This window comes from Leucothrix mucor DSM 2157, from assembly GCF_000419525.1.
GTDB classification, from domain to species: Bacteria; Pseudomonadota; Gammaproteobacteria; order Thiotrichales; family Thiotrichaceae; genus Leucothrix; species Leucothrix mucor.
Window position 1 is genome coordinate 453,366 of the sequence record NZ_ATTE01000001.1, and the last position, 13,653, is coordinate 467,018.

The 13,653-nt window shown below is 47.4% G+C and carries 9 protein-coding genes and 1 other RNA gene; 5 read left to right on the top strand and 5 right to left on the bottom strand.

What is annotated here, in order from left to right:
• The first annotated feature begins 321 nt into the window (after window positions 1–321).
• The 3 genes from tkt to pyk are packed head-to-tail and all read left to right on the top strand — an operon-like array spanning window position 322 to window position 5,018.
• Window positions 322–2,325, top strand: a complete 2,004-nt coding sequence (gene tkt / locus LEUMU_RS0101990; protein WP_022950605.1) for a transketolase — start codon at window positions 322–324, stop codon at window positions 2,323–2,325.
• 58 nt (window positions 2,326–2,383) lie between these two features.
• A complete protein-coding gene (locus tag LEUMU_RS0101995; protein ID WP_022950606.1) occupies window positions 2,384–3,565 on the top strand; it encodes a phosphoglycerate kinase in 1,182 nt (393 codons plus the stop codon).
• 10 nt (window positions 3,566–3,575) lie between these two features.
• The gene (pyk, locus tag LEUMU_RS0102000) at window positions 3,576–5,018 is read left to right on the top strand and encodes a pyruvate kinase (RefSeq protein WP_022950607.1); all 1,443 of its coding nucleotides are present in this window, start codon (window positions 3,576–3,578) and stop codon (window positions 5,016–5,018) included.
• A 99-nt stretch (window positions 5,019–5,117) separates the two neighbouring features.
• Here pyk and LEUMU_RS0102005 read toward each other — a convergent pair whose 3' ends face one another.
• The 5 genes from LEUMU_RS0102005 to LEUMU_RS24230 all read right to left on the bottom strand — a co-directional run bounded on the left by LEUMU_RS0102005 (window position 5,118) and on the right by LEUMU_RS24230 (window position 12,163).
• On the bottom strand, window positions 5,118–6,812 hold the full coding sequence (locus LEUMU_RS0102005) for a bifunctional sulfate adenylyltransferase/adenylylsulfate kinase (RefSeq protein ID WP_022950608.1): 1,695 nt from the start codon (window positions 6,810–6,812) through the stop codon (window positions 5,118–5,120).
• A gap of 83 nt (window positions 6,813–6,895) precedes the next feature.
• Window positions 6,896–8,824 carry a sulfate adenylyltransferase subunit CysN gene (gene cysN / locus LEUMU_RS0102010; RefSeq protein ID WP_022950609.1) on the bottom strand — a complete coding sequence of 643 codons (1,929 nt, stop codon included), beginning with the start codon at window positions 8,822–8,824 and terminating at the stop codon, window positions 6,896–6,898.
• The gene (gene cysD, locus LEUMU_RS0102015) at window positions 8,824–9,723 is read right to left on the bottom strand and encodes a sulfate adenylyltransferase subunit CysD (RefSeq protein WP_022950610.1); all 900 of its coding nucleotides are present in this window, start codon (window positions 9,721–9,723) and stop codon (window positions 8,824–8,826) included. The genes cysN and cysD overlap by 1 nt, the downstream gene beginning before the upstream one ends.
• A 682-nt stretch (window positions 9,724–10,405) precedes the next feature.
• The gene (gene argA / locus LEUMU_RS24225) at window positions 10,406–11,737 is read right to left on the bottom strand and encodes an amino-acid N-acetyltransferase (RefSeq protein ID WP_022950611.1); all 1,332 of its coding nucleotides are present in this window, start codon (window positions 11,735–11,737) and stop codon (window positions 10,406–10,408) included.
• Between the two features lie 36 nt (window positions 11,738–11,773).
• Window positions 11,774–12,163, bottom strand: a complete 390-nt coding sequence (locus LEUMU_RS24230; protein WP_022950612.1) for a YraN family protein — start codon at window positions 12,161–12,163, stop codon at window positions 11,774–11,776.
• Between the two features lie 80 nt (window positions 12,164–12,243).
• On the opposite strand from LEUMU_RS24230, the gene rsmI reads away from it, so the two are divergent.
• Together rsmI and rnpB are read left to right on the top strand one after the other, a co-directional pair.
• Complete coding sequence (gene rsmI, locus LEUMU_RS0102030) at window positions 12,244–13,089, top strand: 16S rRNA (cytidine(1402)-2'-O)-methyltransferase (protein ID WP_022950613.1); 846 nt, start codon at window positions 12,244–12,246, stop codon at window positions 13,087–13,089.
• Window positions 13,090–13,120: 31 nt separating this feature from the next.
• Window positions 13,121–13,468, top strand: an RNA gene (gene rnpB, locus LEUMU_RS28430) — RNase P RNA component class A.
• The last annotated feature ends 185 nt before the right edge of the window (window positions 13,469–13,653 follow it).

The following is a 13,653-nucleotide window of genomic DNA, read 5'->3' on the forward strand; positions in this document are numbered from 1 at the left end:
TAGCACTACAGCCATTGAGTGATATCACTGCTATAAGGCTGAATAGGATTTTTCTTTTATTCATAGGGGATTTCTGTTGGTAAAAGAGGTCTATCCGAATATAGCGTACCAGCTCCTTGCGGCATAGGGTTTTTGGTTTGCTACTAACGGATACAACAAATCTGTGGATAAACGGTAAAGTGATTGACTGTGGTATGTCAAGTTACTTAGGTTGCGAACAAATTTAGTCTCACTATTTTTCATTCGATAGCAGAGCATCTCAATCAGCCTTCTGCTAAAATTGCCTTCTTTATTCAAGTACCAGCTCAACAGGAGTTATTAATGTCATCTCGTAGTGTACTAGCCAATGCAATTCGTGTCCTTAGTATGGACGCTGTTCAACAAGCAAAATCCGGTCATCCGGGGGCGCCAATGGGTATGGCTGATATAGCCGAAGTACTCTACAACGACTTCATGAAACACAACCCGCAAAACCCAGCATGGCCAGACCGCGACCGTTTCGTGATGTCTAACGGTCATGCTTCAATGCTACCATACTCGGTGCTGCACCTAACGGGTTATGATTTGCCAATGTCGGAAATCCGTAACTTCCGCCAATTACACTCCAAAACACCGGGTCATCCAGAGTACGGTTACGCACCAGGCATCGAAACGACAACCGGACCACTGGGTCAAGGCCTCAGCAATGCGGTTGGTATGGCACTGGCTGAAAAAGTTATGGCGGCACAGTTCAATCGTGATAGTCACGCAATCGTAGATCATTTCACATACGTATTCTTGGGCGATGGTTGCCTTATGGAAGGTATTTCCCACGAAGTATGTTCACTAGCTGGCACATTAAAACTGGGCAAACTAATCTGCTACTACGATGACAACGGCATTTCTATCGACGGCGACGTTGTAGGCTGGTTCGCTGATGATACCCCTAAACGCTTCGAGTCTTACGGTTGGCAGGTTATTGCGAATGTTGATGGTCACGATGCGGATGCGATCAAAGCCGCAACCGAGCAGGCTCAGGCAGAAACTAACAAGCCAACACTAATCTGCTGCAAAACAGTGATTGGTAAAGGTGCTCCAAACAAGCAAGGCGGCCACAATGTACACGGCGAGCCATTAGGAGCAGACGAAATCGCAGCCACTCGCGAAGCAATGGGCTGGACACTACCTCCGTTCGAAATTCCTGATGATGTGTATGCCGGTTGGGATGCAAAAGAGCAGGGCGCTGCCGCAGAAGCTGAGTGGAATACTCGTTTCGATGCCTACAAAGCTGCATACCCTACAGAAGCCGCTGAGTTCTCACGCCGGATGGCGGGTGACTTGCCAGAGAACTGGGAGCAAGCCGCTAACGACGCAGTTAAATCCATTGCAGAGCAAGCGTTAACTCAAGCAACCCGTGCCTCGTCAAAGACTGCACTGAATGCATTTGGTCCGTTGTTGCCAGAGTTCTTGGGTGGTTCTGCCGACCTAACGCCATCTAACAACACCTTCTTCAGTGGTAGCAAATACATCAACTCAAACCATGGAACAGATAAAGATTTCACTGGAAACTACCTGTCCTACGGTGTGCGTGAGTTTGGTATGAGCGCCATTATGAATGGTGTAACACTGCATGGCGGATTGATGCCTTACGGCGCAACCTTCCTGATGTTCTCAGAATATGCACGTAATGCACTGCGCATGGCTGCACTAATGAAAATCCGTAGCATCTTTGTTTACACGCACGATTCGATCGGTTTGGGTGAAGATGGCCCAACCCACCAAGCGGTTGAGCAAATTCCAACGCTACGGATGATTCCAAATATGAATGTATGGCGTGCCTGTGATGCGGTTGAGTCAGCTGTATCCTGGAAGTCTGCGATCGAAAAGAAAGACCAACCGTCTTGTCTGATTTTCTCACGTCAAAGTCTGCCTCATGTTGAGCGCGATGCTGCGACTCTGGCGAACGTTAGCAAAGGTGGTTACATTATTAAAGATTGCGCTGGCACACCTGACGTAATTGTTATTGCTACCGGTTCAGAAGTTCAGCTTGCTTTGGAAGCAGCCGAGCAATCACCAAAGAATGTACGTGTAGTCTCCATGCCATCAACCATTGAGTTTGATCGTCAGGATGCAGCTTATAAAGAGTCTGTATTACCAGCAGCAGTCACTGCACGTGTGGCAGTCGAAGCAGCGATCATGGACGGTTGGTATAAATATGTCGGCATCAATGGCGCAATGGTCGGCATGACAGGCTTCGGCGAGTCGGCACCAGCACCAGAGTTGTTCGAGTACTTCGGTATCACGACTAAAGCCGTTCTGGAAGCCATTGAGCAAGTGACAGCCTAAGCGTCATTCTCGTGTCATGTTTAACGTTTACACTCTTAGTGTTAAAGAGGATTGATTAATGACTATTGTCAATATGACAGATCTGGAATTATCCGGAAAACGGGTGCTGATTCGTCAGGACCTGAATGTGCCGTTCAAAGACGGCAAAGTAACCTCTGCTGCGCGTATCGAGGCATCATTGCCAAGTTTACGCACGGCATTGGATGCTGGCGCTAAAGTAATGGTGATGTCTCACTTAGGGCGTCCGACCGAAGGGCAATATGAGGAGCAATACTCCTTACAGCCCGTTGCGGACTATTTAAGCGAAGCGCTAGGCAAGCCCGTAAAGCTGATTACAGACTATCTGGAAAATGCCCCTGTGCTAGAAGATGGCGAGCTGGCCTTACTGGAAAACGTACGTTTCAACAAGGGCGAAAAGTCTAACGACGAAACACTGTCTCGCCAGTACGCAAGCTTATGCGATATCTATGTCATGGATGCATTCGGTACTGCACATCGCGCGCAAGCCTCTACTTATGGCGCAGGTGAGTTTGCCCCAGTCGCGGCCGCAGGCCCATTGTTAGCCGGTGAGTTAGCGGCACTAAAGCAGGCGCTGGATAACCCAGCCCGTCCAATGGTGGCGCTGGTTGGTGGCTCAAAAGTCTCTACCAAGCTGACTGTGTTAGAATCGCTGTCTAAAGTGGTTGACCAGTTGATCGTCGGCGGTGGCATTGCCAATACCTTCATTGCCGCAGCGGGTCATAACGTTGGTAAATCACTTTATGAATCAGATTTAGTCGATACCTGCAAAGCTTTAACCAAAGCGGCTATTGCCAATGGTGGTAGCATTCCAGTACCGGTTGACGTGGTCTGCGGTAAGGAATTTTCAGAAACGGCTGAAGCAACACTCAAGCCAGTCTCTGAGATTGCAGATGACGATATGGTCTTTGATATCGGACCACGGTCGGCTGAAGAATTAGCAGAGATCATCCGCAATGCCGGAACGATTGTTTGGAACGGCCCGGTTGGCGTATTTGAATTCGACCAATTTGGCGAAGGCACCAAAGCCATTGCGATGGCGATTGCCAAATCAAAAGGCTTTTCGGTTGCAGGTGGTGGCGACACCTTGGCTGCTGTTGATAAATATGGCATCAGTGATAAGGTTTCCTACATCTCCACAGGTGGTGGCTCATTTCTGGAATTCTTAGAAGGTAAAAAACTTCCCGTCGTTTCCATGTTGGAAGCGCGAGCAAAAGGATAAAATAGACGCTATGAGACGAACGAAAATAGTAGCCACACTTGGACCCGCTACGGATACACCTGAGAGTATCGAAAAACTAATCGCTGCCGGTGTCAACGTAGTTCGATTAAACTTTTCTCACGGCTCGCCTGAAGAGCATGCGCATCGTGCGAAAATGGTACGCGATGCTGCTGCAAAGCTTGGGCGTACCGTTGGAATTTTAGGCGATTTACAAGGCCCTAAAATCCGTATTGACCGCTTTAAAGAGGGTAAGATTGAGCTGGCCACGGGCGATCAGTTCTTTCTTGACTCCGATATGGGTGTGAACGACGGCGACCAAAATGCGGTAGGTCTGACTTACAAAACACTGCCACAAGAAGTGCATGCTGGCGATGAGTTGTTGCTGGATGATGGCCGTATAGTGTTTTTGGTTAAAGGCGTCGTTGGTAACCGCATCGAGTGTGAAGTGGTTAATGGCGGCATCTTGTCTAACAACAAAGGCATTAACCGTCGTAACGGTGGTTTATCTGCAGATGCGTTGACTGAGAAAGACATTCAGGACATCAAAACTGCCGCAGCCATCGAAGTAGACTTTTTGGCTGTTTCCTTCCCACGCTCCGCAGAAGACATGCACTACGCACGTCGCTTGATGAATGAAGCGGGTGGAAATGCGGCCATGGTGTCTAAGCTGGAGCGCGCTGAAGTGATTCATCAGCCAGTGCTGGATGAGATCATTATCGCCTCTGACGTGGTGATGGTTGCTCGTGGTGATTTGGGTGTAGAAATTGGGGATGCGCACTTGCCGCTGACTCAAAAGAACATCATTAACCGCTGCCGCACATTGAATCGTATTGTTATCACTGCCACGCAGATGATGGAAACAATGATCGATAACCCGATCCCAACCCGTGCTGAAGTATTCGATGTTGCTAATGCGGTAATCGACGGTACAGATGCGGTGATGCTATCTGGTGAAACAGCCGTTGGTAAGCATCCGTATAAAGTCGTTGAGATCATGTCGGAGATTTGTGAGCAGGCAGAGCGTTCACGCGACTCTAATGTCTCTAAGCACCGTATGGACCTGCATTTTGAGCGTGTGGACGAAGGGATTGCGATGGCGACCATGTATGCTGCGAATCACATGAATATCAAAGCGATTGGTGCATTAACCGAGTCGGGCTCAACCGCACGTTGGATGTCACGCATTAGTTCAGGCATTCCAATCTTTGCACTAACGACTCACGAGAAGACTTGTCGTTTGGTTAGTCTGTATCGCGGTGTCTATCCCGTTATCCTGAAAGAGCCATTGACTGACCCACTAGTGGCCAACCGCGTGGTGGTTGATCACTTGTTGGCAGAAAAAGTGGTTGCTGAAGGCGATAACGTGATTGTGACTAAAGGTGATCTGATGGGGCGTGATGGTGGAACGAACCAGATGAAGATTATCCAGGTAGGCAACCATAAGCTTGCCTAAGTTAGAGTAATGCCGTAATTGGCAAGTCGTAAAAAAGAAACCGGCCGGTATTGAGTGAAATCAGTACCGGCCTGCTTCGTTTGGGGCAGGGAGGAATGATTAGTTAATCAGACCCATGCTCTCCAACTTCAGAAGTACTTGATGTGCGCAGTTGTCCACATCAACATTCTCAGTCTCAATCACTAGCTCAGGGTTAACCGGAACATCATAAGGATCAGAGATCCCTGTGAACTCCTTGATCTTGCCTTCGCGAGCCAGCTTGTACAGGCCTTTACGGTCACGGCGCTCACACTCTTCGATAGTCGTCGCAACGTGAACTTCAAGGAATGCACCAAACGTCTCGATATCTTCACGAACAGCACGACGAGTGGTTGCATAAGGCGCGATAGGCGCACAGATCGCAATACCGCCGTTCTTAGTGATCTCAGATGCAACATAACCAATGCGGCGAATGTTCAGGTCGCGATGCTCTTTAGAGAAGCCTAGTTCAGATGATAGGTTTTTACGAACCAAATCACCATCCAGTAATGTCACCGGACGACCACCCATCTCCATCAGTTTGACCATCAATGCGTTAGCAATAGTGGATTTTCCTGAGCCAGAGAAGCCAGTAAAGAACACAGTGAAGCCTTGCTTAGCGCGAGGTGGCTTAGAGCGACGCAGCTCTTGTACTACTGTTGGGAATGAGAACCACTCAGGAATCTCTAGGCCTTCAGCCAGACGGCGACGCAGTTCAGTACCAGAAATATTCAGTACGGTGGTGCCTTCTTCAACTTCATCAGCGGCTTCATACTGAGCGCGCTCTTGCACATAAACCATGTGCTTGAAGTCAATCATTTCGATGCCCATCTCTTCCTGATGCTTGCGGAACAGATCTTGCGCATCGTAAGGACCGTAGAAATCTTCGCCTTGAGAGTTATTGCCCGGGCCTGCGTGGTCACGACCAACAATTAGGTGAGTACAGCCATAGTTCTTGCGAATCAAACCGTGCCAAACTGCTTCTCTTGGGCCAGCCATACGCATCGCCAGGTTTAGCAGGCTCAACGTAGTGGTCGCGGATGGGTACTGATCCAAAACCGCTTCGTAGCAACGAACACGAGTAAAGTGATCGATATCGCCAGGCTTAGTCATACCCACAACTGGGTGAATCAACAAGTTAGCCTGAGCTTCTTTAGCGGCACGGAATGTCAGCTCTTGGTGTGCACGGTGCAGAGGGTTACGGGTTTGGAACGCAACCACACGACGCCAGCCCAGTTTGCGGAAATAAGCACGCAGCTCGTTTGGCGTGTCACGACGACCGCGGAAGTCATAATGAATAGGCTGCTGGATACCGGTAATAGCACCACCTAAGTAAACCGGGCCAGCCGTGTTGTGCAGGTAGTTTACTGCAGGGTGAGCGCTGTCATCTGCGCCAAATACCTTTTCAGCCTCAAGGGACTTATCTGGCGTCCAGCTATCAGAGATCGACAGAACAGCCAGAATTACGCCTTCCTGGTCGCGTAGAGCAATGTCCTGACCGGTTTCGATAGAATCTGCAAACTTTTGCGAAACATCTAACGTGATCGGCATAGGCCATAGTGAGCCATCGGCTAAGCGCATGTTTTCAACAACAGAGTCATGATCTTTTTGTGTCAAAAATCCTTTCAGAGGATTAAAGGCACCATTCATTAATAACTCAAGGTCACAAATTTGACGAGGAGTCAGATCCCATGATGGCAGGTCTGCAGCTTCCAGTTTAAGTTTTTGTGCACTTTCAGGGGAGACATACAGTTCCGTAATTGGTTGGTGGGACATTTGAGACAATCCTTTTTAAAAAAACATACCAATACACTAAATGCCCAACTTCAACAAAAGTTGAAATTGGGCTGATAAAACCATTACGACTGGCTTGGTTTACCAAATAACCAAGCAATAACCTTGTCAGCTGCTTGTTCCGGAGTTTGGTTTGTTGTATCCAAACGAATTTCCGGGTTGTTTGGAGCTTCGTAAGGGCTATCAATACCAGTGAAGTTTTTCAACTCTCCCGCACGTGCTTTTTTGTACAAGCCCTTCACATCACGCTTTTCAGCTACTTCTAGTGGCGTCTCAATGTAAATTTCAACGAACTCCGACTCAGGTAGCATCTCACGTACCATTCTGCGCTCACTACGGAAAGGTGAGATAAATGCAGTCAGCACGATAAGACCAGCATCTACCATTAGTTTAGACACCTCACCAATGCGTCGAATATTTTCAACACGATCAGCTTCGGTAAAACCTAGATCCTTATTAAGACCGTGACGCACATTGTCTCCGTCAAGCAAGAACGTATGTCTATTCATAAGGTTTAGTTTTATCTCAACCTCATTAGCAATAGTAGACTTTCCTGATCCAGATAGACCTGTAAACCACAGCACGACCGGCTTTTGGTTCTTCAGGTTAGCGTGCGCAGTACGGTCAATTTCGGTCGCCTGCCAATGAACATTGTCACTACGGCGTAAAGCGAAATTAAGCATACCAGCTGCAACAGTCGCGTTAGTCATCTTATCGATTAAGATAAAGCCACCTAGCTCATGTCCACCGCGCGCAATGTCATTGTAAGACTCAAACACCACACGCTTGTCAGTCGTTAATGAACAAACACCGATATCATTCAGTTGCAGTGTTTTTGCCGCGAGGTGCTCAATAGAGTTAACATCAACACGATACTTAGGGTGCTGAACAGTCGCATTAACCGATTGAGTACCGATCTTCATCACATAGCTGCGACCCGGTAGCATCTCGTGCTCATCCATCCAAACCAAAGTAGCTTCGAAGCTGTCAGCAGCCTCTGCAGGATCAGCTGCCGCACAAATAACATCACCGCGTGAGCAATCAATCTCATCGTTAAACGTCAGCGTAACAGATGCGCCAGCTGAAGCCTGTTCCAAGTCCCCATCCATCGTAACAATGCTTTTGATGGTTGATGTTTTACCAGAAGGCAATACTCTAATTTCGTCACCAGGCTTAACAATACCCGACGCAATTTGTCCAGAAAAGCCACGGAAATCAAGATTAGGACGGTTAACCCATTGCACAGGAAAACGTAACGGGCCGCTTTGTCTTGTATCTTCACCAACATCAACGGTTTCCAAGTGACTCATCAGTGTTTGGCCGCTATACCACGGCGTATTTTCACTGACTGAGGCAATATTATCGCCTTTAAAGCCGGAGATAGGCATAGCCGTAAACTCAGCAATACCAATAGAGTCAGCAAATACACGATAGTCTGAAACAATCTTGTCATAAGTCGCTTGGTCGTAGTCAACCAAATCCATCTTATTGACTGCCAACACAATGTTCTTGATACCCAGCAAGTTCACTAAATAACTATGGCGGCGAGTTTGCGTCAAGATGCCTTTACGTGCATCAATAAGAATCACTGCTAGCTGTGAGTCAGATGCACCAGTCACCATGTTACGCGTGTATTGCTCGTGGCCCGGTGTGTCAGCGACGATGAACTTACGCTTTTCAGTGGCAAAGAAGCGGTAGGCAACATCAATCGTGATACCTTGTTCACGTTCTGCTGCAAGACCATCAACTAATAGAGCAAAGTCAATATCTTGTCCCTGAGTACCACCCGCTTTTGATTCATCTTCTAGTGCAGCAAGCTGATCTTCAAAGATCATTTTGGAATCATAAAGCAGACGACCAATCAGTGTTGATTTACCGTCGTCAACAGAGCCGCAGGTAATAAAACGCAGCATCGTCTTTTCAAGGTGTGTATTAAGGTACTCTTCAACGTTCTCGGCGATGAGCGCGTCTGGGCGATAAGCATTATCACTCATTAGAAATATCCCTCTTGTTTTTTCTTTTCCATTGTCGCAGATGCATCTTTATCAATCGCTCGACCTTGACGCTCAGATGTTGTCGTCAGTAGCATTTCTTGAATGACTTCTGGCAATGTTTTAGCTGTTGACTCAACAGCACCTGTCAGCGGGTAACAACCCAAGGTACGGAATCGGATAGAGCGCTCAACAGGTACTTCGCCTGGCTCAAGTTGGAAGCGATCATCGTCAACCATTACTAACATGCCATCGCGCTCAACTGTCGGACGCATCTCTGAAAGGTATAGAGGAACGATCTCAATGTTTTCAAGGTAGATGTACTGCCAAATATCCAACTCAGTCCAGTTAGATAGTGGGAATACACGAATAGACTCACCTTTGTTTTTGCGAGTATTGTATAAGCTCCAAAGCTCTGGACGCTGGTTTTTAGGATCCCATCCGTGGTTCTTGCTACGGAAAGAAAAGATACGCTCTTTAGCGCGACTCTTTTCCTCATCACGGCGAGCACCACCAAAAGCAAGATCAAAGCCGTGCTTGTCTAGTGCTTGCTTAAGACCTTCTGTTTTCCACATATCTGTGTGCAGACTACCGTGATCAAATGGGTTGATGCCCTTATCTACCGCTTCTTGGTTTTTATGAACCAGTAGCTCCATGCCTGCATCTTTAGCTGCCTTGTCGCGCAGCTTATACATCTCTTGAAACTTCCAGGTAGTGTCAACGTGTAACAACGGGAAAGGTGGAGGAGAAGGGAAAAATGCCTTTTTCGCTAAGTGCAGCATAACAGCGCTGTCTTTACCTACCGAGTAGAGCATGACTGGGTTTTCCGCTTCTGCGGCAGCTTCCCGAAGAATTTGAATGCTCTCGTATTCCAGCTGTTTTAGATGGGTATGTTTCTTCATATTCACGGTTCTATTCTGTAGTTAGTTAACATTGGAGTCACTTTTATTCTGAGTAGGTCAGACTATAAATGAGACTTTGAATCTAATAAAGTAATTTGTATCTCTTAAAAAATAGCTTCGCCATTAGTTGCGGTCTTAACCGCGTGAATCTGATCAAGGATAGGGGGGGTGCTAATCCAGTCCCCAATGTTGTTTCGCACCCCTAAAGTTAAACTCTATCTGGAATCTCAGATGGTAATAATCCACTAAGGCTTCTCAGTTCAATTCGCTATCAGTAGCGAACAGAATGATGTGCTATGCAAATAGTAATTAACCTAAGAGTGTCTAGTAAAGGGCTCTTATTTTACAGTGATGTGGTTCTTGACGGTTCATCGTTGTTTTTCAGGTTTAGGTGTTTTTGTTCTACTAAGCATAGCTAGAAGATATTTTTACTTAAAAATCAGAGTGATAATTGAATTTTAAGTCTTAATGTTTCTGACTCAAAATTGTTTTTTATAAATAGCCGTTTCTAGGTTTAGTATTGACGTTGCCATTATGTATTTAATGTTCTTTATATGCGCTCTCAATGTGGTGGCTAGTATGCGTATTCCAATAGCACAGAGTTGGCCTAATTATATTTTATATTAGCAGCAATGTCATAAGTGTCATGCATGGCTTGAGTCGGTGGGCTCATCGCGCTTTTCTACTGAATTTCCTTAACCATCACCTTAGAGTTTCTCTGAGCATTATAAAGCGACTTCCGTGACCCAGGCAGTGCATCAATCGTTTCCAGCTTAAACCCCCGCTCCCTAAACCAGTCTATCGACTGCGTCGTCAAAATAATCAAACTCTTAACGCCTAATGTCTTAGCTCGTTCCGTAATATGACTAACTAAGTCCACGCCACGCTTCCCCGTCCGATAATCCTCATGCACCGCTAAACACGCCAACTCCGCCGCATCAGTCTCCTCAATCAAATACAACGCTGCACAGCCGATAATCTTCCCATCCCGCTCAATAACACTAAAATTCCCAATCTCCAGCTCCAGTTGTTCCCGCGAGCGCTTCTTTAGTGTGCCAACCGCTTCCAATGGCCGAATCAGGTCCAATATCCCCCCAACATCGTCAATCACCGCATCACGTGGCTCGTCATACAAGCCGCTACTAAACATGCTGCCAATACCGTCGCGCGTATAAAGCTCTAGTAATAAGCCACCGCGAATATCCATATCCACGACATGCGCACGTTCAACCCCTGCTTGTAGCGCATTGCTAATTTCCTGAAAGATCCGGTCTTCATACGTCGTTTTCAAAGCACTCAATTGTTTCATGTTGAGCTGCCTTGGAAGGAGAGGTAAGTCGTCGTTGTCATGCACAAAAATCAGCTTGTCGGCATTTAGCTTGCTAGCAGTGACGTTAGCGACTTCTTCAAACAGTACATTGTAAATTTGCCCGGTCGGCGAGTAGCCCAGTGGCGACAGCAGAATAATATTATCTTGTGAAATCAAAGATTCCAGTAGCTTGTGATTGACCTTGCGCACTTTGCCGGTATGCATATGGTCGATGCCATCAATTACGCCTAGTGGTCTGGCAGTGATGAAGTTACCGGAGATCACACCAAGGCTATTATTAACAATCGGTGGACGATTAAGTGCACGGTTTAGGTGGTTCTCAATTTCCAGGCGTGCCGCGCCGATGGCGGCTTTGGAATCTTCCAACGCATCGGTATCGGTAATCCGTAAGCCGTTGTGAAAGGGTGTACTGCGGTTGCGGGAGCTGAGCTGTGCATCGATTTGCGGGCGTGCGCCATGCACCAGAATAATTCTTGCGCCCAGTGTTGAGAGAATCGCGACATCACTTAGCAGCTCACCAATCGCAGGATGCAGCAATACTTCGCCGGAGAGCGCGATAACAAAGGTCTTGCCTCGGTGCATGTGGATGTAAGGCGCGGCTTCACGAAAAAAATCAACAAGGTTTTGTTCGTGCTGAAGGTCGGCGTCGGTTGTAGTCGCTGGCTGTTCTGGAGTGTCGGGCATGGGTAGTCGCATCTGAAAGTGGGTGGGGTGGTGTCCTTAAAAGCCATCAAATGCGCTGGGAAACCATTGTGGCGCATTATCGCCTTCAATCGCGATCACGTCAAAACGCATACAGCTTTTCGGATAATATTTCTGTTGATAGAAAAGTGCCGTGCGGATTGTTTTGCGTTGTTTGCTGCGAGTAACACTAGCGGCTGCTCCACCGTATTGTGCATTTTTACGGTAACGCACCTCGACAAATATCAAGCCAGTTTTATCTTGCATAATAAGATCGATTTCGCCCATGCGACAAAGGAAGTTTTGCTCGACTAACTGCAGTCCTTTACTTTGCAGAAACTCGCAGGCAATTTGCTCCTCCTGTTCCCCCTTAAGCTGTCGGCTAGTCGCCGCAGCTGAGGCTTTTGGTGTATAGTGCCGTTCGTTCATGGCATGCTTTCCTATTGTTATTATTAGCGGGAATTTTAGCACGGCCTTTTATTATTCAGCACTTTTACGGGAAACACGGTATGCAGATTGAGTCAGGCACCTTATACGTGGTGGCGACGCCGATTGGTAATCTGGGTGATATTACACATCGCGCATTGGAAGTGCTGGCAGGGGTCGATCGGATTTGCGCTGAGGATACCCGTAATAGTAAGAAGCTGCTGACGCACTTTGGTATTCAAAAGCCGCTGGTGGCATTGCATGATCACAATGAACGGGATCGTTTGCAGCAGTTAACGGAGTTTTTGCAATCGGGCGAGAGTTTGGCCTTGATTAGTGATGCCGGTACGCCTCTGATCAGTGACCCTGGTTATCATTTAGTTCAGCATTTGCGTGAAGCCGGTTTAAAGGTCGTGCCGCTACCGGGCGCTTGCGCGATTATTGCTGCTTTGTCGGTTGCAGGCTTACCAACGGATCGTTTTGTGTTTGAGGGCTTTTTGCCGGCTAAGTCCAGTGGGCGTAAGCAGGTCTTTAAGGATCGTACCCAGCAAACGTGTACCCAAGTCTATTATGAGTCGAGCCATCGTATTGAGGCTTCGGTGGCTGATTTGTGCGAAGTGATTGAAGCTGATCGGCGCGTGGTGTTGGCGCGTGAGTTGACTAAGTTGTTTGAAGAGTTGTTCTCTGGTACGGCTGCGGAGTTGCTCGCGTGGCTACAAGCAGACTCAAATCATCAACGTGGAGAGTTTGTATTGATGGTGCAGGGCGCGCTCCCCACCAGCGCGACACAAGGTATGGCATTGGAGCCTTTGCTGAAGCTATTAATGGATGAGTTGTCAGTTAAACAAAGTGCGGGATTGGCGGCTAAGATCACTGGTGAGAATAAAAATCACTGTTATAAGCTCGCAATGAGCTTGCGTGATCTATGAATCAGGATAGAAGTTTGTTACAGTGCGCGATCGAGTTGGCCAGGCAGTCGCGCAATTCAGGTTTCGACCTGCGTTGGGAGGAAAGTCCGGGCTCCATAGGGTAGGACGCCAGATAACTTCTGGGCAGTGTGAGCTGACGGCAAGTGCAGCAGAGAGAAGACCGCCACGTAAGTGGTAAGGGTGAAAGGGTGCGGTAAGAGCGCACCGCACAGCTGGTAACAGTTTGTGGCAAGGTAAACCCCGTCCGGAGCAAGACCAAATAGGGATACGATGGTGCGACCCGTACTGTATCCGGGTAGGTTGCTTGAGATATGCGGTGACGTATATACAGATGAATGACTGTCCAAGACAGAACCCGGCTTATCGGCCAACTCGAATCCTTTCATATTTGTTTGCTTAGTAAGCAGACGCAATATTTTTACACATATTTCCTGCACTTAGCGGGTTTTCATGATGTTCTTTCTTAAGTCTTTTCGACACCCATCTGTATTTCAGCAATAAACTCAGAATTATTCAGGTTTTTCTACTCGCAGTTCATCTAAGTATTTGTCTTTTCTATAAGTT